Genomic DNA, 20,819 nt, shown 5'->3' on the forward strand with positions numbered 1-20,819 from the left:
CGGCTACAGCTCGGCGAGGGTGCCGGCGTACATCCTGTCGATCTCGGCCGCGAAGTTGCTCTCCACGCCCCGACGCTTGATCTTCAGCGACGGGGTGATCTCCCCGTGCTCGATGGTCAGGTCGCGGGGGAGGATCGCCACCTTCTTGATGGTCTCCCAGCGGTTGAGCTTGGCGTTGAGCTCCGCGACGTAGCCCTCGACCATCTCCCGGGCCTCGTCCGAGGCGACGACCTCGGCGTACGGTCGGCCCTCCAGCGGCCCCCCGGCCGCCCAGCCGGCGATCGCGTCCGGGTCGAGGGTGACCAGCATGGTGCAGTAGTTGCGGGCCTGACCGATGACGATCGCCTGCGAGGTGTACGGGCAGATCGCCTTGAACATGCCCTCGATGTGGCTGGGCGCGATGTACTTGCCGCCGGAGGTCTTGACCAGGTCCTTCTTCCGGTCGGTGATCCGCAGGTAGCCGTCGTCGTCGAGGCTGCCGATGTCGCCGGTGCGGAAGAAGCCGTCCTCGGTGAACGCGGCGGCGGTCTCCTCGGGCAGGTTGTGGTAGCCGCGCATCACCGGCCGGCCGCGGACCAGGATCTCGCCGTCGGTGTCGATCCGGCACTCCAGGTCGCCCATCGCCCGTCCGACGGTGCCGATCCGCAGCCCGTCTGGCGGGTTGACGAAGTTGCCGGCGCTGGTCTCGGTCAGGCCGTACCCCTCGGAGATGGGCAGGTTGGCCGCGGCGAAGAAGGTGGCGATCTCCTGGCTCAGCGGCGCGGCGCCGGAGACCAGCACCCGGATCCGCCCGCCCAGGCGCTGCTGGATCTTGCTGAACACCAGCTTCTCGGCCAGCGCGTAGCGCAGCCTGAGCCCGGCCGGCACCGGCTTGCCCGCCTGCTCCAGGCCGACCTTCTCCTTGCCGGTGCGGACCGCCCAGGCGAAGATCTTCGCCTTCGCGCCGCCGGCGTCCTGCGCCGTGGTGACCGACTTGTTGTAGACCTTCTCGAAGACCCGGGGCGCCCCGCACATCAGCGACGGCTTCACCACCGCGAGCATCTCGACAAGCTTGTCCACCCGGCCGTCGACGTAGGTGGGCAGGCCGACGTGGGTGGCGCCGCAGAGCAGGGTCTTGCCGAACGAGTGGGACAGCGGGAGCCACAGGTATTGCAGGTCGTCGTCGCGGAGCAGCCCCACCTGCTCCTGGGCCACGCCCTCCCAGCACCAGCCACCGTGCAGCAGTTCCACGCCCTTGGGTCGCCCGGTGGTGCCCGAGGTGTAGATCAGCGTGGCCAACTGGTCCGGGCCGATGCCGGCGACCAGCATGTCGATCAGGTCAGGCTCGGCGGCCAGCGCCTGCGCGCCGCGTTCCTCCAGCTCGGCGAGGGTGAGCTGCGGGACGGGGGCGTCCGGGTCGGCGGCGCCGTCGAAGAGCACCACGTGGGTCAGCCGGGGCAGCCGCGCGCCGGCGATCTTCGCGGCCTGGGCCGGGTTCTCGGCGAAGAGCACCCGGGAGCCCGAGTCGGCGACGATGTAGGTGGCGTCCTCGGGTTCGGTGGTGGGATAGACCGTGGTGGTGGCGCCGCCGGCGCACATGATGCCGAAGTCGGCGATCACCCACTCGATGCGGGTGTTCGCCAGGATGGCCACCGGGTCCTCCAGGCCGACACCGAGCCCGTGCAACCCGGCGGCGACCGCCCGGGCCCGCTGCCCGACCTGCGCCCAGGTCAACCAGACCGGCCCCGAGTCGTCGGGGGCCGGGTGGGCGAAGGCGGGCCGATCGGGGGACGCCGCGACGCGCTTGAGGAACATGTCGGGGATCGAGCGGTACGGTACATCGAGAGCCATCGCTGAAGCCGCCTTCAGGGGTGGAGGCGTGACGGGGGTCACGTCGTTTTGCGGTTACCGAAGGGTATTGCCTGCACCCGGCGATCGGCTAGTGCCGTCACCGGAGCGTGACCAGCCCGGTCGGTGCTGCGGTCCGGCCGGGACGGCGGGGTGGGCCGGCCGGTTCAGGCGTACCGGGTGGCCGCCAGGGACCAGTCGTAGGTGGCCCGGATCCAGTCCCGCCGCGTGGTCAGGAAGTCCCGGACCGCCTCGTTGCCGGCCGCCGAGAGCACCGCCTCCCGCGCGGCGTACGCGGCCAGCCCCGCGTTGTACCGGTCGGCCGCCGCCCGCAGCGCCGCCTCCTCGTCCAGCCCGTCCTCCCCGGCGATCGTGCTGACCAGGTTGTGCGCGTCGGGCGCGCTGCTGCGCTCCTTGCCGTAGGAGAACAGGTCGTTGCACCAGCAGACCAGGTCCGCGGCGAGGGCGTCGAGGGCGGCCAGGCCAGGGTCGGCCCGACCGACCGCGCCCGGCCACCGGTCCCGGGCCAGGTCGGTGAGGGTGAAGACCGGGCGGGCGCCACCGGTGTGCCGGCGCATCTGCACGTACTCGGCGGAGCCGGGGACCCGCCGGTGCTCCCGGTTGGCCGCCTCCCAGAGCAACGCCAACAGGTACTCCCGCAACTGGCTGATCAGGCGCAGCAGGGCGGCCGGCTGCCGGCGGTCGCGTACCCGCCGGCACACGTCGTCGAGCGCGACCCCGAGCGGGCCGGCCTCGGCGGGCGGGGCGACGCTGCCGTCCCCGTGCCGGTCCAGCACCTCCAGCAGCAGGGCGACCACGGGCGCCAGCTGGACCGGGCTGGCGCCCAGGCCGTCCTCGTCGCAGGCGTCGTCCATCACGAACAACCAGGTGATCAGGTCGGCCAGCAGGCGCAGCCGGTCGACGGGCGCCTCCGGGCAGGCCCGGGCGGCCAGGTCGGCCGGGTTGGCGGCGCGCAACCGGCGCAGCCCCGCCGGGCTGTGCACCAGGCCGAGGTCGCGCGCCCAGCCGGCGCTCTCCCCGGCGACCAGGCCGGCGGCGGCGTGCCGGCGGGGCACGAAGGGGGGTTCGCGCAGGACCGAGACCGCGAAGCTCCGCATGGCGCTCCCTGCCGCGCCACCGGAGGGGATCGGCGGCGCGACAGCAGCGTACGGCACCGGGCATCGGCATCCGTCACTGGCGGGAAAAGAAGTTCACATTTCCCGTGTCCGGTTTCGCACGCTCGGTCAGAGCCCGAGGTCGGCCGCCCGCAGCCGTTCGGCCGCCGCCGGGGGGCCGTCCACCTGCACCCGGGCCACCCGCTGCCGCCCGGACAGGAAGAGCACCAGCTCGCCCGGCGCGCCGACCAGCCGCACCCGGTCGCCGCCCCGGCCCAGCCGCGTCTCGCCGAAGCCGGGCGCCTGGACCAGCAGGTCCGCCGGGAACCGGCGCAGCCCCATCCGGGCCAGCAGCGCCGCCCGCTTCCACAGCACCGCCGACTCGCCGGCCGGCAGGTCCCGGGGCAGCCAGCCCGGGCGGGCCCGGCGCACGTCCTCGTGGTGGAGGAAGAACTCCATGGTGTTGACCAGCTCGTCGGTCAGCGGGTTGCTGACCGGGCTCCACACCGGCGGGCGGCGCACCCGCCGCACCAGCTCGGTCCAGGGGCCGGCGGCGGTGCGGCGGCGCACCCGCTCGGCGTACTCCCGCAGCGGCGGCAGCACGATGCCCCCGGCGGCGTCCGGTCGCCGCTCGCGGACGATCAGGTGGGCGGCCAGGTCCCGGGTCGTCCACCCCTGCGCGACGGTCGGCGCGTCCGGTCCCAGTTCCAGCATCAGGTCGGCGAGCGCCTCGCGCTCGGCTCGGGCGTACCGCGGCATGCCGCCGATCGTAGGCCCGCGACGGCCGATCGGCGCGCCGGCCGCGCGCGGCGTTCCCGCCGGGCGCCACGCCGGCGGCGGACGTGACGGTGGACATGCCCCTCCGGGTCGGCGGAGCGGCCCGCGAGCGGTAAGGATGAGGGAGATAATTGCGGCTTACGGCGGGGGAGAGTGTGGCGAGCGGGACGAGTCGGGACGTACTCGGCAGGGGAATGACGGTCCTCGGCCGGGCGATCCGGGAACAGCCGAGGATCTTCGCGGTGGCCGTGGCCGGCAGTGTGCTCTTCGGCTCCATGGTCATCGCCAGCGCGTACGTCGTCGGCGGGGTGGTCGGCGACGTGGTGGTGCCGGCGATCGCCCGCGGCTCGGTCGGGGTCGGCGCCCTGGCGCTGGCCGCCGCCGCGCTGTTCGGGATCAGCGTGCTGCGGGTGGTCGGCATCTTCGGCCGCCGGCTCGGCGCCGGCTACATGCAGTACCGGCTCCAGGCCGCCTACCGCCGCCGGGTCACCCGCCGCTACCTGGAACTGCCGCTGTCCTGGCACCACCGCAACTCCACCGGCACCCTGCTCTCCAACGCCAACTCCGACGTCGAGGCCGCCTGGTACCCGATCGCCCCGCTGCCGTTCGCCGTCGGCACCCTGGTGATGCTGATCGGCGCCGTGGTCTCGCTCTTCCTCACCGACTGGGCGCTGGCCCTGGTCGGCCTGGCGGTCTTCCCGGCGCTGTTCGCGCTCAACGTCGTCTACTCCCGCAGGATGGCCCCCCGCCAGGCCCGCGCGCAGCGGCTGCGCGCCGAGGTCAGCGGCATCGCCCACGAGAGCTTCGACGGCGCGCTGGTGGTCAAGACCATGGGCCGTGAGGCGCAGGAGACCGACCGGTTCGCCGCCCGCGCCCACGAGCTGCGCGACGCGCTGATCTCCGTCGGCCGGCTGCGCGGCGTCTTCGACCCGATGCTGGAGACCCTGCCCAGCCTCGGCACGCTGGCCGTGCTTGTGGTCGGCGCGTTCCGTTTCCGGGCCGGCGCGATCACCGTCACCGAGCTGGTCAGCGTGGCCTTCCTCTTCACCGTGCTGGCCTTCCCGGTCCGGGCCATCGGCTGGGTCCTGGCCGAGCTGCCGCGCAGCGTCGCCGGCTGGGACCGGGTGCGCCGGGTGTTGGACGCCACCGGCGAGATGCCGTACGGCGACCGCCGGCTCGACCCGGCCGAGCCGCGCCCGGCCACGCTCGCCTTCGACGACGTGCACTTCGGGTACGAGCCGGCCGAGGCGCACCTGCCCGGCACCCTGGTGCTCGGCGCGGTCGGCTTCACCGTGCCGGCCGGGAAGACGGTCGCCCTGGTCGGGCCGACCGGCGCCGGCAAGTCCACCGTCGCCTCCCTGGCCGTCCGGCTGGTCGACCCCGACTCCGGCACGGTCACCCTGGACGGGGTGGACCTGCGGGAGCTGACCGCCGAGTCGCTGGCCCGCACGGTCGCGCTGGTCGCCCAGGTGCCGTTCGTCTTCGACGACACCGTCCGGGCCAACATCAGCCTGGACCGCCCCGGCATCGGCGACGAGGACGTCTGGGCGGCGCTGCGGCTGGCCGAGGCGGACGGCTTCGTCGCCGCGCTCCCCGACGGGCTGGACACCATGGTCGGCGAGCGGGGCACCTCGCTCTCCGGCGGCCAGCGGCAGCGGCTGACCCTGGCCCGGGCGCTGGCCGGTCGGCCCCGGCTGCTGGTCCTCGACGACGCCACCAGCGCCGTCGACCCGCGGGTGGAGGCGGCGATCCTGGCCGGGCTGCGCGGCGGGGCCGGCGACGGGGCGGCCGCGTCGATCCTGGTGGTCGCCTACCGCCGGGCCACCATCGCCCTGGCCGACGAGGTGATCTACCTGGAGCAGGGCCGGGTGCTGGCCCGCGGCACCCACACCGAGCTGCTGGCCACCGTGCCCGGGTACGCCGACCTGGTCACCGCCTACGAGCAGGCCGAGCAGGAACGCGAGCAGGACCGGACATACGACGAGGTCGCGCCGCTGACCTCGGGCCTGGAGATCGAGGTGGACCGGTGAGCACTGCCCCTACCACCGAGGCCGAGCGGCCGGCGGACGAGCGGAGCGAGTCGACCTGGGGGACGCTGCGCCGCGGGCTGGCCCTGTCGCCGGAGCTGAAGGTCGGGCTGGCCGGCACGCTGGCGCTGGCCCTGGTCTACATGGTCGGCCGGGTGGCCGTGCCGGTGGCGGTGCAGCGCGGCATCGACCACGGCATCGTCGGCGGCCTCGACCTGGACGTGGTCTGGACGGTGGTGGTGATCACCGCCGCCGTGCTGGTGGTGACCACCACCTGCGGCTACCTGATGATGCGGCGGCTGTTCACGGTCAGCGAGACCGCGCTGGCCAACGTGCGGACCAGGGCGTTCCGGCACGTGCACGACCTGTCGATGCTGCACCAGCAGTCGGAGCGGCGCGGGTCGCTGGTCTCCCGGGTGACCAGCGACGTCGACCAGATCACCCAGTTCCTCCAGTGGGGCGGGGTGATCCTGCTGGTCAACCTGGGTCAGCTGGTGGTCACCACGGCGGTGATGCTGGCGTACTCCTGGCAGCTGACCCTGGTGGTGTACGCGGCCTTCGCGCCCGCCGTGCTGGTGATCCGGCTGTTGCAGCGCCGCCTCGCCGGCGCGTACGCGACGGTCCGGCAGCGGACCGGCGCGCTGCTCGGCACGATCGGGGAGAGCGTGGTCGGGGCGCCGGTGATCCGGGCCTACGGCATCGCGGGCCGGACCGAGCGGCGGCTGGACGGGGCGATCGAGCGGCAGCGCGAGGCGCAGCAGCGGGCCATCCGGATCAGCATCCTGGGCAGCTCGGTCGGCGAGCTGGCGGCCGGGCTGGCGCTGGCCGGGGTGGTGGTGGTCGGGGTCAGCCTCGGCGTGGACCGGACCCTGTCGATCGGCCAGCTCACCGCGTTCCTGTTCCTGGTGACGCTCTTCATCCAGCCGGTGCAGATCGCCACCGAGGTGCTCAACGAGGCGCAGAACGCGATCGCCGGCTGGCGGCGGGTGCTGGACGTGCTGGACGTCGCCCCGGACGTGGCCGACCCGGGCGAGCAGGGCCGCGAGCTGCCGCCGGGCCCGGTCGACGTCCGCTTCGCCAACGTGGGGTTCGCCTATCCGGGCGGCCCGCCGGTGCTGCACGACGTCACCCTGGACATCCCGGCGAAGAGCCGGGTGGCGGTGGTCGGCGAGACCGGCAGCGGCAAGACCACCTTCGCCAAGCTGCTCACCCGGCTGATGGATCCGACCACCGGGTCGGTGCTGCTCTCCGGGGTGCCGCTGGACCAGGTGCGGTTCGACTCGCTGCGCTCCCGGGTGGTCATGGTGCCGCAGGACGGGTTCCTGTTCGACGCCACGGTGGGGGAGAACGTCCGGTTCGCCCGGCCGGAGCTGACCGACGAGCAGCTCACGGCCGCCTTCACCGAGCTGGGCCTGGCCGACTGGCTGGACGGCCTGCCGTCCGGGTTGGCCACCCCGGTCGGCGAGCGCGGCGAGGCGCTGAGCGTGGGGGAGCGGCAGCTGGTCGCGCTGGCCCGGGCGTACGTCGCCGACCCTGACCTGCTGGTGCTCGACGAGGCCACCAGCGCGGTCGACCCGGCCACCGAGGTACGCCTGCAACGCACCCTGGACGCGGTGACCCGGGGGCGGACCACCCTGGCCATCGCGCACCGGCTCTCCACCGCCCAGTCCGCCGACGAGGTGATCGTGGTGGACCGCGGCCGGGTGGTCCAGCGCGGCCCCCACGAGGACCTGCTCAAGGACCCCGACTCCGTCTACGCCCTCCTCTACGCCTCCTGGCTCGAACAGACCCGCTGATCCCTGGCTCGAACAGACCCGCTGACCCGCGCCGGTCAGCCCTGGTCGGGCGGGGGGAGCGGGCCGGTGAGGTAGCGCTGGAGGGTGGGGCCGATGGTGGCGACGAGGGTGTCCTGCGGGGCGGAGGCGACCGGTTCCAGGCGGATGACGTAGCGCATCATGGCCAGGCCGGCCAGCTGGGTGGCCACCAGCGACCCCCGCAGCGGCACCTCGGCCGGGTCCAGGTCGAGCCGGTCGAGGACCCGGCGCAGCACCTGGGTGACCAGGAACTCGCGCAGCAGCCGGGCGGTCCACGGGTTGCTCACCGCCGAGCGGAGCAGCGCCACCGCCGCCGTGCCGGCGGGCGAGTCCCAGACGGTCAGGAAGGTGCGGACCAGCCGGGCGCCGACCTCGTCCCGGCCGCCGGCGAGCACCTCCGGCAGCAGCTCGGCCGGGTCGATCGGGATCGCCACGGTGGCCCGGAAGAGCTCCTCCTTGGTGCCGAAGTAGTGGTGCACCAGCGCCGGGTCGACACCGGCCGCCGTGGCGATGATCCGGATCGAGGCGGCGTCGAAGCCACGCTCGGCGAACGCGGTCCGGGCCGCGGCGAGGATCGCCTCCCGGGTGTCCGGGTTGCCGGGCCGCCGGCCGGTGCGCCGGGCCGTCACCCGCTGCGCCGGCGCAGCGTCGCGGCGGCCAGCACCAGCGCCACCACCGCCGCGCCGGCCACGATCGCCACGTCCCGCCACATCGTGCCGGTCGGGTCGGGGTGCGCGCCGACCTCCTGGAGGGCCTCGACCGCGTACGACAGGGGCAGGACGTCGCTGACCGCCTGGAGCCAGCCCGCCATCTCGCCCCGGGGCACGAAGAGCCCGCAGAGCAGCAGCTGGGGCGCCACCACCACCGGCATGAACTGCACGGCCTGGAACTCGGTGCGGGCGAAGGCGGAGCAGAACAGCCCCAGCGCCACCGCGAGCACGGCGTTGACCCCGGCGATCAGCACCACCAGCCAGGCGCTGCCGGCGGTGCTCAGCCCGAAGAGCCGGTACGCCACCACCGAGGCCACCGTGGACTGGAGGACCCCGGCCAGGCCGAAGGCGATGCCGTAGCCGAAGAGCAGGTCGAGCTTGCCCAGCGGGGTGGTGAGCAGCCGTTCCAGGGTGCCGGTGGTGCGCTCGCGGAGCATGGCGATGCTGGTCACCAGGAACATGATGATGAACGGGAAGAAGCCCAGCATGATCAGGGCCACCCGGTCGAAGACGCCCGGCGCCCCGGGCGGGGTGGGCTGGTCGACGTACATGAAGTAGACCAGGGTGAGCAGCACGGTGGGGACGACCAGCAGCAGCGCCACGGTGCGCCGGTCGTGCCGCAACTGGCGCAGGATGCGCCCGGTGGTGGCGGCCAGGATGCGCGGGTTCATGAGGCGTCCTTTCCGGCGGTGTCCGCCTCGCTCGCGCGGATCAGTCGCAGGAACGCCTCGTCGAGGTCGTCGACGCCGGCGGTGGCGCGTACCCCGGCGGGGGTGTCGTCGGCGATCAGCCGGCCCTCGCGGATCAGCAGCAGCCGGTCGCAGCGGGCGGCCTCGTCCATCACGTGGCTGGAGACCAGCAGGGTGGTCCCGGCGGCGGCCATGGCGTGGAACCGGGCCCACAGGTCGGCCCGCAGCACCGGGTCCTGCCCGACGGTGGGCTCGTCCAGGATGACCAGCTCCGGGTCGCCGACCAGGGCGCAGGCCAGCGACGCCCGGCTGCGCTGCCCGCCGGAGAGGGTGCCGACCAGCTGGCCGGCGGCGTCGGCCAGCCCGACGTCGGCGACGGCCCGGTCGGCCTCGGCGTGCCCGCGGCCGTGCAGGGCGGCGAAGTAGCGGGCGTTCTCCCGCACCGTCAGGTCGGCGTAGACGCTGGGCGCCTGGGTGAGGTAGCCGACCCGGGAACGCAGCTCCCGTGAGCCGGCCGGCCGGCCGAGCACGGTGACCGTGCCCGAGCCGACGGTCTGCACGCCGACGACCGCCCGCATCAGGGTGGTCTTGCCGCTGCCGCTGGGACCGAGCAACCCGGTCACCGTGCCGCGCGGCACGGCGCAGCTGACGCCGTGCAGCACCCGTCGCCCGCCGCGCTCCACGACCAGGTCGTGGACCGCCACCGCCTCGTCCATCGCCCGCCTCCGAAACTCATCACCTGTTGAACTCAACGCTAGATGAGTTGTGCCCCGCCCCGCAACGGTTGACTTCGAGCGTGCTCGAACTGGAAGGCTGGGGCCCGTGGACATCAGTACCCAGGAGATGGGCCTGTCGGTCGGCGAGGCGGCGACCCGGGTCGGCCTGACCACCTACACGCTGCGCTGGTACGAGCAGGAGGGGCTGGTCGCCCCGGTCGGGCGGGACTCCGCGGGCCGCCGGCGCTACACCGAGTCCGACGTCAACTGGCTGGTCCTGCTCACCCGGCTGCGCCGCACCGGCATGCCGGTGCGGGACATGCGCCGCTACGCCGAGCTGGCCCGCCAGGGGGACCGGACGCTCGGCGCCCGGCGGGCGCTGTTCGAGACGCACCGGGCCCGGGTGCTGGCCCGGATGGCCGAGCTCACCGAGGACCTGGAGATCCTCAACTACAAGATCGACGTGTACCGCAGGGCGGAGGAGGAGCAGGCATGATGCGACGACGGATGGGCGCGCACGGACCGGAGGTCTCGGCGGTCGGCCTCGGCTGCATGGGGATGAGCTTCGCGTACGGGCAGGGCGACGACGCCGAGTCGACCCGGACCCTGCACCGGGCCCTGGACCTCGGCGTCAACCACCTCGACACCGCCGACATGTACGGCTTCGGCGCCAACGAGCGGCTGCTCGGCCCGGTGGTGCGGGCCCGCCGCGACGAGGTCTTCCTGGCCACCAAGTTCGGCAACCGCAGCCGCGGCGACAGCTTCGGCGGCACCGGCACCCCCGGCGCGTACGTCGACAGCAGCGCCGCCTGGGCCCGGGAGGCCTGCGACGCCTCGCTGAGCCGGCTGGGCGTGGACACCATCGACCTGTACTACCTGCACCGGCGAAACCCGGCCACCCCGATCGAGGAGACCGTCGGCGCGCTCGCCGAGCTGGTCACCGCCGGCAAGATCCGGCTGGTCGGCCTCTCCGAGGTCAGCCCGGCCACCCTGCGCGCGGCCCACGCGATCCACCCGATCGCCGCCGTGCAGATGGAGTACTCCCTGTTCAGCCGGGACGTCGAGGCCGAGATGCTGGACACCTGCCGGGAGCTGGGCGTGGCGCTGGTCGCGTACTCGCCGGTGGGACGAGGGCTGCTCACCGGGGCGATCACCAGCCGGGAGCAGCTGGCCGCCGACGACTGGCGCGCCGGGGTGCCGCGCTTCGCCGAGGGGAACCTCGACGCCAACCTGAAGCTGGTCGAGGCGGTCCGCGAGGTGGCCGCCGAGATCGGCTGCACCCCGGCCCAGGCGGCGTTGGCCTGGCTGCTCGCCCAGGGTGAGGACATCCTGCCGATCCCCGGCACCAAGCGGGTCCGCTACCTGGAGGAGAACGCGGCGGCGGCCGACATCCGGCTCACCCCGGCCCAGCGGAACCGGCTGCGCGAGGCGGTGCCGGCCGACGCGGTGGCCGGCCAGCGGTACCCGGAGGCGGGGATGCGGACGGTCGGTCACTGACCGGCCTCCGGGACGCGGCGGCGGGGGCCGCGGCGCGTGCGGGACAATGGGTCACTGTGCCCGTACCTGACGCTCCCCTGACCGCCGGTCCCGACCGCTCCGACGCGACCGGCGGCCCGGCCCGCCCGTCCCGGCTCGACCCCGCCGTCGCCGCCCGGCTGAGCCGCACCCCCGACGGCCTGGTCGCCGCCGTGGTGCGCCAGCACGACACCGGCGAGGTGCTGATGCTCGCCTGGATGGACGACGAGGCCCTGCACCGCACGCTGACCACCGGCCGGGCCACCTACTGGTCGCGCAGCCGGCAGGAGTACTGGGTCAAGGGCGCCACCTCCGGCCACCACCAGTACGTCCGCTCGGTGGCGGTGGACTGCGACGGTGACGCGCTGCTGGTGAGCGTCGATCAGGTCGGCGCGGCCTGCCACACCGGGCACCGCTCGTGCTTCTTCGAGGAACTGCCGGTCACCCCTGGAGGCGATGCCGCATGACCGACGGGACGGTCGGCCCGGACCAGGCCACCTTCGCCGACCTGGCCGCGCGCTGGCGGGTCGTACCGGTCGTCCGGCGGCTGCTCGCCGACGCCGAGACCCCGGTCGGGGTCTACCGGAAGCTGGCCGGCGGCCCCGGCACCTTCCTGCTGGAGTCCGCCGAGCAGGGCGCCGGCCCGGCCGGTACGCCCTGGTCGCGCTACTCCTTCATCGGCGTACGCAGCCTGGCCACCCTCGGCGAGCGGGACGGCTCCGCCGTCTGGACCGGCCACCCGCCCGCCGGCCTGCCCACCGACGGCGACCCGGTACGCGCGCTGCGGGAGACCGTCGAGCAGCTCGCCGGTCCGGTCTTCGACCCGGCCAGCGGAATGCCGCCGCTGACCGGCGGGATGGTCGGCTACCTCGGCTACGACTTCGTCCGGCGGCTCGAGCGGCTGCCCGAGCTCACCGAGGACGACCTGCGCCTGCCCGAGCTGGGCATGATGCTTGCCACCGACCTGGTGGTGCTCGACCACCACGAGGGCTCGGCGATCCTGGTGGCCAACGCGGTGCTGCCGCCCACCGACGCCCCGGACCGGGCGCCGCTGGTGGCGGCGGCGTACCACCACGCGGTGGGACGGCTGGACGCGATGACCACCGCGCTGTCCCGACCGATTCCGCCCATGATCTCCACCGTCGAGCGGCCGGCGGTCGGCGACGTGGTCAGTCGCACCCCCGAGGGCGGCTACCCCAAGGCGGTCGAGGCGGCCAAGGAGGCCATCCGGGCCGGCGAGTGCTTCCAGATCGTGCTGGCCCAGCGCTTCGAGCGGGCCACCGAGGCCGACCCGCTGGACGTCTACCGGGTGCTGCGCACCACCAACCCCAGCCCGTACATGTACCTGCTGCGCTTCGACGGCTTCGACATCGTCGGCTCGTCCCCGGAGGCGCACCTCAAGGTCACCGGGGACGCCGACGGCCGGCGGCGCGCGATGCTGCACCCGATCGCCGGCACCCGCCCGCGCGGGGCCACCCCGGAGGCCGACGCCCGGTACGCCGCCGAGCTGCTCGCCGACCCGAAGGAGCGCGCCGAGCACGTGATGCTGGTCGACCTGGGCCGCAACGACCTGGGTCGGGTCTGCGAGCCGGGCACCGTCGAGGTCCCCGAGTTCGCCACCATCGAGCGGTACAGCCACGTCATGCACATCGTCTCCACGGTGACCGGCACCCTGCGCGCCGACCGGTCCGCCTTCGACGCCCTCGCGGCCACCTTCCCGGCGGGCACCCTCTCCGGGGCGCCCAAGGTGCGGGCCATGGAGATCATCGAGGAGCTGGAACCGGTGCGCCGGGGCCTCTACGGCGGCACCGTCGGCTACTTCGGCTTCGGCGGCGACCTGGACATGGCGATCGCGATCCGCACCGCGCTGCTGCGCGACGGGCGGGCGTACGTGCAGGCCGGCGCCGGCGTGGTGGCCGATTCCGATCCTTCGTCGGAGGATCAGGAGACCCGGAACAAGGCCGCCGCGGTGCTCGCCGCGATCGCCGCCGCCGAGACCCTGAAGGCGGCCCGGTGAGCGCGAGGAGTGCAGCGCAGCGGAGCCCCGCAGTCGCGAACGAAAGGCAGGTCCGGTGAGCGCGAGGAGTGCAGCGCAGCGGAGCCCCGCAGTCGCGAACGAAAAGCCGGCCCGGTGAGTGCCGTGACCGGGCCGGACCCGGAGCCGGCCGGGGAGCCGGCGCGGGCCGGGCGCCGCGAGCTGACGTACGCCGTCCTGCTCAGCCTGGCCGGGGCGGGTCTGGCGCTCTACGCGGCGACCCGGACCTGGACGGTGGAGCTGACCGACCGGCCGCCGCTGCCGCCGACCCGGACGGCCCGCACGGGCGCCGCCCTGCTGCCGTGGCTGCCCGCACTGGCCGTGGTCGGGTTGGCCGGCGGCGGCGCGCTGCTGGCCACCCGCGGCGCGGTCCGCCGGGCGCTTGGCGCCCTGCTCGGGCTGCTCGGCCTGGCGGTGGCGGCTGGTGGCGGCTACGGGCTCCTCGCCGGCTTCGACGGCGAGCTGAGCCGGCAGTGGCCGGCGCTCTGCCTGGTCGGTGGCGTGCTGGCCGCGGCCGGCGGTGGGCTGACCGCGCTGCGGGGGCGGCACTGGCCGGCGATGGGCGCCCGCTACGAGCGGCGCGCCCGCGGCGGCGGGGCCCCGACGGTGGACGGCGGTGGCCCGGTCTCCGGTCCGCGGACCCGGGAGGCGTGGGACGCGCTGGACCGGGGCGAGGACCCGACGGTCAGCTGACCGGCTGGCGGTCCCGGGCCGCGGCCCGGGCGGCGGCCAGCTCGGTGACCAGTCGGTCCAGCTCGGCGCGCTGGCCGGCGCGGGCCCGGTCGGCGCAGACCGCCTCCCAGGCGTTGCCCCGGGCGGTGCGCACCCGGGCCTCGCCGACCACGGCGCGTTCCAGGGTGTGCACCACGCCGACGGCGAGTGACGCGACGGTGCGCGAGATCGTGGTGAGGCCGATGGTGGACGGCGACTCGGGAGTGGTCATGGGTCACCTCGCACGAAGGATCGGTGGCGACGGTCGGGCGGACCGGTCGTCGATCGGGTGGACGCGTCGTCGAGTCTGCCCGAGTCGAATGCTGCCCGGTTCACGTTTCGCCGCGATGACGGGCGGAACAACTGTCGCGCGCTGCGAACCACCTGGGTAGGACCGTTCGGCCTTGAGCTTCGTCACACCCCGGCGGTCGCCGTCCCGCGCTGCGCGGTCGGCCGGACCATGGTCGAATAGGTCATGGGCATCGATCGATGCGATGCGTTCCAGCGGTGGCCGGCCGGTGACCGTGGTCGATCCCACCGGTGGCCCTGGGTGACATCCCGTTCACCGGAAGTCGGCCATTATGCCCCAGGCCATCTCGTGAGGAGCGCCATACCCCCGCCACCCGACACCAGGTGGCGCCACCTAGCATCGGCCCATGACACCCGGAGAGGGGAGTCCGTTGGTGACTGCTGAGCATGCGCACGCGGAGGGGGACGACGCCGGTAAGGCGAAGTTCGTAAGCGTGCTCGACGAGATCATTGCCGGTGTGCGCGAGGACGTGGCACAGCGCCAGGCGCAGGTGCCGCTGGAGCGGATCCGCCAGCTGGCGGCCGCCGCGCCGCCGCCGCTGGACGCGTACGCGGCCCTGCGCCGGCCCGGTGTGGCGGTGATCGCGGAGGTCAAGCGCTCCTCGCCGTCCAAGGGGCGGCTGGCCGAGATCGCCGACCCCGCCGACCTGGCGGGTGACTACGCCGCGGGCGGCGCCCGGGCGATCAGCGTGCTGACCGAGGGGCGCTGGTTCGGTGGGTCGCTGGACGACCTGGCCGCCGTGCGCGCCGCGGTGAAGGTGCCCGTGCTGCGCAAGGACTTCGTGGTCTCCAGCTACCAGGTCCACGAGGCCCGGGCGCACGGCGCCGACCTGGTGCTGCTGATCGTCGCGGCGCTGGAGCAGAACGCCCTGGTCGGCCTGCTGGAGCGGATCGAGTCGCTCGGCATGTGCGCGCTGGTCGAGGTGCACACCGAGGAGGAGGCCGACCGGGCCCTGGAGGCGGGGGCACAGGTGATCGGGGTCAACGCCCGTGACCTGCGTACCCTGGAGGTCGACCGGTCCGTCTTCGAGCGGATCGCGCCCGGCCTGCCGAGCAGCGTGGTCAAGATCGCCGAGTCCGGCGTCCGCGGCCCGCACGACCTCATCCGGTACGCCTCGGCCGGTGCCGACGCGGTCCTGGTCGGCGAGGGACTGGTCACCCAGAAGAGCCCCCGCGAGGCGGTGGCCGAACTGGTCAACGCCGGGAACCACCCGGCGACGCCCCGACCGGCGCGCTGAGCCGCGTCGGGGTCCGAAACCGCTGCGAGAGGAACCCGCGATGAGCGCCGACGCGCTGGCCGCCCCGTACCCCGACACCGCCGGCCACTTCGGCCGCTTCGGTGGCCGGTTCGTTCCCGAGGCCCTGGTGGCCGCGCTGGACGAGCTGGACGGGGCGTGGCGCACCGCGATGGCCGACGAGTCGTTCCGCGGGGAGTTCGCCGCCCTGCTGCGCGACTACGCGGGCACCCCGTCGCTGCTGTACCCGGCCGAGCGGCTCTCCGCCAAGCTCGGCGCCCGGGTGCTGCTCAAGCGGGAGGACCTGAACCACACCGGCGCGCACAAGGTGCGCAACGTGCTCGGTCAGGCCCTGCTCACCAAGCGGATGGGCAAGAGGCGGGTGATCGCGGAGACCGGCGCCGGCCAGCACGGCGTGGCCAGCGCCACCGCCGCCGCCCTGTTCGACCTGGAGTGCGTCGTCTACATGGGCGAGGTGGACACCGAGCGGCAGGCGCTGAACGTGGCCCGGATGCGGATGCTCGGCGCCACCGTGGTCCCGGTCACCACCGGCTCGCGCACCCTCAAGGACGCGATGAACGAGGCGATGCGGGACTGGGTCGCCAACGTCGACGAGACCCACTACCTGATCGGCACCGCCGCCGGGCCGCACCCCTTCCCGGCCATGGTGCGGGACTTCGTCCGCGGCATCGGCGACGAGGCCCGCCAGCAGTGCCTCGACCAGATCGGCCGGCTGCCCGACGCGGTCGCGGCCTGCGTCGGCGGCGGTTCCAACGCGCTGGGCATCTTCCACGCCTTCGTCGGCGACGCCGACGTGCGGCTGTACGGCTTCGAGGCCGGTGGCGACGGGGTGGAGACCGGCAAGCACGCGGCGAGCATCACCGGCGGGTCCACCGGGGTGCTGCACGGCACCCGGACGTACGTGCTCCAGGACGCCGACGGCCAGACCGTGGAGTCGCACTCGATCTCCGCCGGCCTGGACTACCCCGGCGTCGGGCCCGAGCACGCCTGGCTGCACGACAGCGGGCGGGCCACCTACACCCCGGTGACCGACACCGAGGCGATGGCCGCGTTCGAGCTGCTCTGCCGCACCGAGGGGATCATCCCGGCGATCGAGAGCGCGCACGCGCTGGCCGGGGCCGTGCAGATCGCCCCGAAGCTCGCCGCCGAGCTGGGCCGGGAGCCGGTCATCCTGATCAACCTCTCCGGCCGTGGCGACAAGGACGTGCACACCGCCGGCGAGTACTTCGGCATCCTCGACAAGGAGCAGTGAACGTGAGTCGGATCGGCGTCGCCTTCGACAAGGCCCGCGCCGACGGTCGGGCCGTACTGGTCGGCTGCATGCCGGCCGGCTTCCCGACCGTCGAGGGGAGCATCGCCGCGATGACCGCCATGGTCGAGGCGGGGGTGGACGTCATCGAGGTGGAGATCCCGTACTCCGACCCGGTGATGGACGGACCGGTGATCCAGAAGGCCAGTGACATCGCCCTGGCCGGCGGCGTACGCACCGCCGACGCGTTGCGGATCATCGAGGCGGTGGCGGCCACCGGCGCGCCGGTGGTCACCATGACCTACTGGAACCCGGTCGAGCGGTACGGCGTCGACGCGTTCGCCCGTGACCTGGCCGCCGCCGGCGGCACCGGCCTGATCACGCCGGACCTGATTCCCGACGAGGCGCAGGAGTGGCTGGCCGCCTCCGACGCGCACGGCCTGGACCGCACGTTCCTGGTCTCGCCCTCCTCCACCGACCAGCGGTTGGCCATGACGGTCCAGCACTGCCGGGGCTTCGTCTACGCCACCGCGGTGATGGGCGTGACCGGGGCCCGGGCGCGCACCTCGGACGCGGCGCCGATCCTGGTCTCCCGCACCCGCGAGGTCACCGACCTGCCGGTCGGCGTCGGGCTGGGCGTGGGCACCGGCGCGCAGGCCGCCACCGTCGCCGGGTACGCCGACGGCGTGATCGTGGGCAGCGCCCTGGTCCGCTGCGTCCTGGACGCGCCGGACCGGGCCGCCGGCCTGACCGCCCTGCGTACCCTCAGCGCCGAACTGGCCGACGGCGTCCGCAACCCCACCCGCTAACCCCCCCGGCTCCCCCTTCCCGCACCCACCCCCGCCCCGCGCGTTGATCATGAAGTTGGCGCCGCCAGATGCCATGGATCGACGCGCTAACTTCATGATCAACCGGGCCTAGCGGTGGGTCGTGCGGGCCGTCAGGTGGACAGGGTGTGGGGGGTGGGGGAGACCGAGCCGGGTTGGCCGGGCAGGGTGATCGGGGCTTCGTCGAGCGGGGCGCCGGTTGCCGGACGGTCGGGGCGCAGGTCCCGCAGCACGCCGGCGCGGCCGGCGAGGGCGTCGGTGACGGCGGCCCGGGTGACCGGGGTGAGCCGGGCGGGCAGGGCGTCGGGGTGGTGCCAGCCCAGCACGCACCCGTCGGCCGCCCCGCGCTCCGTGCCACCCGCCGCTACCGACCCGGCCCGGAAGACGTGCACCACCACGTCGGGTGGGGAGCCGGCCGGCGCCGGTCGCACCCCGTCGCCACACCCGCAGGGACCCTCGCTCAGGTGGTAGAGCCCCACCAGATCGACGGGCTCGACCCGGTGCCCCGTCTCCCGCAGGACCGCCTCGGTGACCGCCGCGGCCGGGCACCGCGGGGAGCGGAGCCGGCCGCCGGGCAGCGCCCAGCGCCGTTCGCCGTGACCCTGGCGGCAGAGCAGCACGCGACCGGTCCCGTCCAGGACGACGGCGGCCACCGCCCAGGTGAGCCCGCTCATGGACAAAGAGCCTACGGGCCCGCAAACCAGAAGTCATCGGTTGCGACAACCGCCGGGACCGGGGTGCCGCCGGGGCGGTCCGCAGCGGTAGCGTGTGCACCCGTGACCCTCGCCTCGACGATCCCCCAGGCGGCCCTGCCCAGCCCGAGCACCGCCGTGTGGCAGCTCGGGCCGGTGCCGATCCGGGCGTACGCGCTCTGCATCATCCTCGGCATCGTGGTCGCCTGCGTGGTGACGGAGTGGCGGCTGCGCCGGCGCGGGGTGGCCCCCGGCGCGGTGCTGGACATCGCCGTCTGGGCGGTGCCGACCGGCATCATCGGCGCCCGGATCTACCACGTGATCACCTCGCCGGACAAGTACTTCGGCGACGGCGGTCAGCCGCTCAAGGCGTTCGCCATCTGGGAGGGCGGCCTGGGCATCTGGGGCGCGGTCGCCGGTGGCGCGATCGGCGCCTGGATCGCCGCCCGGCAGCTCGGCATCCCGTTCGCCGTGGTCGCCGACGCGCTCGCCCCCGGGCTGCCGCTGGCGCAGGCGGTGGGGCGGTTCGGCAACTGGTTCAACAACGAGCTGTACGGCGGCCGCACCACCCTGCCCTGGGGCCTGGAGGTGCACCGGATGGACCCGGGCAACCCCGGCCACGCGGAGCTGGCCGACGGCAAGCCGGTCCTCGAACCCGGCCTCTACCACCCGACGTTCCTCTACGAGGCGCTGTGGAACATCGGGGTCGCCGCGCTGGTGCTGCTCGTCGACCGGCGGTTCAAGCTGGGTCGGGGCCGGGCCTTCGCGCTCTACGTGATGGGCTACACCGCCGGCCGGTTCTGGATCGAGCTGATGCGCAGCGACCCGGCGACCCACATCCTCGGGGTGCGGCTCAACGTCTGGACGGCCGCGCTGGTCTTCGTGGGCGCCCTGATCTACTTCCTGCGGGTGCGTGGCCCGCGCGAATACCTGATCCCGATCGGTGTCCAAGCGCCCGCCGTGCCGGCCGGTGGGGGTGACCTGTCCCAGGTCGACCTCGCGCAGCGGGAGACCGGGCCCGCCACGGTGGCCCCGGAGGGCTACCGGGTGGTCAGCGAGGAGCAGTTCCGGACGTACCAGGAGACCGGTGTCCCGCCGGAGGAGCCGACGCCGACCGACGCGGCCGGGGAAGCCGCGGCGGCCGGCGACGACGAGCCGGTGGACCGGGACGCCACCGATGACCGCCCGACCGGGCCGGACCCGCAGGACCGGGCCACGGCGGACCAGAATGACCGGGTCGCGGCGGACCAGGGTGACCGGGTCGCGGCGGACCAGGGTGACCGGGTCGCGGCGGACCAGGACGACCGGGCCGGTGCGGCCGGCGGTCGCCCCGCCGACCGGGACAGCTGAGCGGGGGAGCGGCGCCCATGCGTACCGCGGTGGTGGTCGGAGCCGGCCTGGGTGGACTGGCGACCGCCGGGGCGCTGGCCCGCTCCGGGTGGCGGGTCACCCTCCTCGAACGGGCCGACCGGGTACGCCCCGAGCCGACGGCCGTCGTGCTCTGGCCCAACGGGGTACGCGCGCTGCGCGCCCTCGGCCTCGGCTCGGGGTTGGAGGCGATCGCCACCCCGCTGCCCGACGGCGGGGTACGCCGCCCGGACGGCCAGTGGCTGGTGCAGCCCCGCCCGACGCCCGCCGACCGTACCCCCGTGGTGGTGCACCGCGAGGACCTGCACGACGCCCTGATCGCCGGCCTGGGCGACCAGGTGGAGCTGCGGACCGGGGTGGCCGTGCGGACGGTGACCGCGACGGCCGGGCAGCGGCCGGCGGTCGGTGACGGCCGGCAGACCTTCGAGGCGGACCTGCTGGTCGCCGCGGACGGCACGGACAGCGAAATCCGCCGGCAGCTGGCCCCGGAGTCCGGGGTGGTGAGTTCCGGCTGCGCCGCCTGGCGGGCGGTGGTCCCCTGGTACCGGGCCCCGAAGCTCCCGGCAGACCAGCCGGTGAACGGTGAGACGCTCGGCGCCGGCTACCGCTTCGTGGCGGCCTCGCTCGGCGAGCGGGGCGAGTCCGGCCGGGGCGGCATCTACTGGGTGGCCACCGCCGCGGGGGCGCCACGCCCGGAGCCGCCGGAGACCCAGCTGGCCCTGCTACGCCGCTGGTACGCGGGCTGGCCGGAGCCGATCGGGGCGCTGCTCGCCGCGACCGACCCGGCGGACCTGGTCCAGCAGGAGGTCCGCGAGCTGCGCCCGCTGCCCCGGGCGTACGGCTTCCCGGCCGGGCCGGGCGGGGTGGTGCTGCTCGGCGACGCCGCCCACGCCATGCCGCCGCATCTGGGCCAGGGCGCCTGCCTGGCCTTCGAGGACGCCGCCACGTTGCAGTCCCTGTTACGTGACGCCCGCCTGCCGGACGCGGTGCAGGCCTACGACCGGGCCCGTCGTCCGCGCGCGGCAACCGTGGTGCGGCAGACCCGGCGGATGTCGGCGGTCCTGCAGACCCGCGGCCGGCTCGCCCTGCGCGCCCGCGACGCCGCCCTCGGCAAGATCAGCCCCCGGCTGCGCAACAGCGCCGCCACCGCCGCCGCCCAGTGGACACCCCCCACCCCCTGAG

General features: G+C 74.6%; 20 protein-coding genes. 12 read left to right on the forward strand and 8 right to left on the reverse strand.

Features of this window, described 5'->3' with window-relative positions; translation table 11 throughout:
• Positions 1–3 precede the first annotated feature (3 nt).
• From GA0070564_RS24160 to GA0070564_RS24170, 3 genes are all read right to left on the reverse strand, one after another.
• On the reverse strand, positions 4–1,830 hold the full coding sequence (locus GA0070564_RS24160; RefSeq protein WP_091613300.1) for an AMP-dependent synthetase/ligase: 1,827 nt from the start codon (positions 1,828–1,830) through the stop codon (positions 4–6).
• A 164-nt stretch (positions 1,831–1,994) separates the two neighbouring features.
• Entirely contained in the window at positions 1,995–2,945 is a 951-nt protein-coding gene (locus GA0070564_RS24165) for a terpene synthase family protein (protein ID WP_091613304.1), read from the reverse strand.
• Positions 2,946–3,071: 126 nt separating this feature from the next.
• Positions 3,072–3,701 carry a TIGR03085 family metal-binding protein gene (locus GA0070564_RS24170; protein ID WP_091613308.1) on the reverse strand — a complete coding sequence of 210 codons (630 nt, stop codon included), beginning with the start codon at positions 3,699–3,701 and terminating at the stop codon, positions 3,072–3,074.
• A gap of 173 nt (positions 3,702–3,874) precedes the next feature.
• Here GA0070564_RS24170 and GA0070564_RS24175 point away from each other — a divergent pair, with 173 nt between their 5' ends.
• On the forward strand, positions 3,875–5,749 hold the full coding sequence (locus GA0070564_RS24175; protein WP_176730817.1) for an ABC transporter ATP-binding protein: 1,875 nt from the start codon (positions 3,875–3,877) through the stop codon (positions 5,747–5,749).
• Entirely contained in the window at positions 5,746–7,542 is a 1,797-nt protein-coding gene (locus tag GA0070564_RS24180; protein WP_091613315.1) for an ABC transporter ATP-binding protein, read from the forward strand. Before GA0070564_RS24175 ends, GA0070564_RS24180 begins: the two co-directional genes overlap by 4 nt.
• A gap of 35 nt (positions 7,543–7,577) precedes the next feature.
• On the opposite strand, the gene GA0070564_RS24185 is transcribed toward GA0070564_RS24180, so the two are convergent.
• The 3 genes from GA0070564_RS24185 to GA0070564_RS24195 are packed head-to-tail and all read right to left on the reverse strand — an operon-like array spanning position 7,578 to position 9,675.
• Entirely contained in the window at positions 7,578–8,189 is a 612-nt protein-coding gene (locus GA0070564_RS24185) for a TetR/AcrR family transcriptional regulator (protein ID WP_091613318.1), read from the reverse strand.
• On the reverse strand, positions 8,186–8,941 hold the full coding sequence (locus tag GA0070564_RS24190) for an ABC transporter permease (RefSeq protein WP_091613321.1): 756 nt from the start codon (positions 8,939–8,941) through the stop codon (positions 8,186–8,188). The genes GA0070564_RS24185 and GA0070564_RS24190 overlap by 4 nt, the downstream gene beginning before the upstream one ends.
• The gene (locus tag GA0070564_RS24195; protein WP_091613324.1) at positions 8,938–9,675 is read right to left on the reverse strand and encodes an ABC transporter ATP-binding protein; all 738 of its coding nucleotides are present in this window, start codon (positions 9,673–9,675) and stop codon (positions 8,938–8,940) included. Before GA0070564_RS24195 ends, GA0070564_RS24190 begins: the two co-directional genes overlap by 4 nt.
• A 106-nt stretch (positions 9,676–9,781) precedes the next feature.
• Between GA0070564_RS24195 and GA0070564_RS24200 the strand changes: the two genes are divergently transcribed.
• The 5 genes from GA0070564_RS24200 to GA0070564_RS24220 all read left to right on the forward strand — a co-directional run bounded on the left by GA0070564_RS24200 (position 9,782) and on the right by GA0070564_RS24220 (position 13,918).
• Positions 9,782–10,171, forward strand: coding sequence for a MerR family transcriptional regulator (locus GA0070564_RS24200; protein ID WP_091613328.1), 390 nt, complete (start codon positions 9,782–9,784; stop codon positions 10,169–10,171).
• Positions 10,168–11,172, forward strand: coding sequence for an aldo/keto reductase (locus GA0070564_RS24205; protein WP_091613332.1), 1,005 nt, complete (start codon positions 10,168–10,170; stop codon positions 11,170–11,172). The genes GA0070564_RS24200 and GA0070564_RS24205 overlap by 4 nt, the downstream gene beginning before the upstream one ends.
• A 56-nt stretch (positions 11,173–11,228) precedes the next feature.
• Positions 11,229–11,657, forward strand: a complete 429-nt coding sequence (hisI, locus tag GA0070564_RS24210; RefSeq protein WP_091613336.1) for a phosphoribosyl-AMP cyclohydrolase — start codon at positions 11,229–11,231, stop codon at positions 11,655–11,657.
• Positions 11,654–13,207, forward strand: coding sequence for an anthranilate synthase component I (locus GA0070564_RS24215; RefSeq protein ID WP_091613340.1), 1,554 nt, complete (start codon positions 11,654–11,656; stop codon positions 13,205–13,207). The genes hisI and GA0070564_RS24215 overlap by 4 nt, the downstream gene beginning before the upstream one ends.
• Positions 13,208–13,321: 114 nt before the next feature.
• Positions 13,322–13,918 (forward strand): Trp biosynthesis-associated membrane protein, encoded by a 597-nt coding sequence (locus GA0070564_RS24220; RefSeq protein WP_091613345.1) that lies wholly within the window; start codon positions 13,322–13,324, stop codon positions 13,916–13,918.
• On the opposite strand, the gene GA0070564_RS24225 is transcribed toward GA0070564_RS24220, so the two are convergent.
• Positions 13,911–14,168: a hypothetical protein gene (locus GA0070564_RS24225; protein ID WP_091613350.1), complete on the reverse strand. Its 258-nt coding sequence runs from the start codon at positions 14,166–14,168 to the stop codon at positions 13,911–13,913. The two genes, GA0070564_RS24220 and GA0070564_RS24225, sit on opposite strands and share 8 nt — an antisense overlap.
• 511 nt (positions 14,169–14,679) lie before the next feature.
• Between GA0070564_RS24225 and trpC the strand changes: the two genes are divergently transcribed.
• The 3 genes from trpC to trpA are packed head-to-tail and all read left to right on the forward strand — an operon-like array spanning position 14,680 to position 17,559.
• On the forward strand, positions 14,680–15,483 hold the full coding sequence (trpC, locus tag GA0070564_RS24230) for an indole-3-glycerol phosphate synthase TrpC (protein ID WP_176730825.1): 804 nt from the start codon (positions 14,680–14,682) through the stop codon (positions 15,481–15,483).
• Between the two features lie 40 nt (positions 15,484–15,523).
• Entirely contained in the window at positions 15,524–16,753 is a 1,230-nt protein-coding gene (gene trpB / locus GA0070564_RS24235) for a tryptophan synthase subunit beta (RefSeq protein WP_091613357.1), read from the forward strand.
• Between the two features lie 2 nt (positions 16,754–16,755).
• A complete protein-coding gene (gene trpA / locus GA0070564_RS24240) occupies positions 16,756–17,559 on the forward strand; it encodes a tryptophan synthase subunit alpha (protein ID WP_091613660.1) in 804 nt (267 codons plus the stop codon).
• Between the two features lie 131 nt (positions 17,560–17,690).
• Here the strand turns inward: trpA and GA0070564_RS24245 are convergent, their stop codons facing one another.
• Positions 17,691–18,251 carry an NUDIX hydrolase gene (locus GA0070564_RS24245; protein ID WP_091613360.1) on the reverse strand — a complete coding sequence of 187 codons (561 nt, stop codon included), beginning with the start codon at positions 18,249–18,251 and terminating at the stop codon, positions 17,691–17,693.
• A 102-nt stretch (positions 18,252–18,353) separates the two neighbouring features.
• Between GA0070564_RS24245 and lgt the strand changes: the two genes are divergently transcribed.
• Both lgt and GA0070564_RS24255 read left to right on the forward strand, forming a co-directional pair.
• On the forward strand, positions 18,354–19,619 hold the full coding sequence (gene lgt / locus GA0070564_RS24250; protein ID WP_091613363.1) for a prolipoprotein diacylglyceryl transferase: 1,266 nt from the start codon (positions 18,354–18,356) through the stop codon (positions 19,617–19,619).
• A gap of 17 nt (positions 19,620–19,636) precedes the next feature.
• Entirely contained in the window at positions 19,637–20,818 is a 1,182-nt protein-coding gene (locus tag GA0070564_RS24255; protein ID WP_091613366.1) for an FAD-dependent oxidoreductase, read from the forward strand.
• Position 20,819: the final 1 nt, after the last annotated feature.

This window comes from Micromonospora mirobrigensis (assembly GCF_900091555.1).
Classification (GTDB): domain Bacteria; phylum Actinomycetota; class Actinomycetes; order Mycobacteriales; family Micromonosporaceae; genus Micromonospora; species Micromonospora mirobrigensis.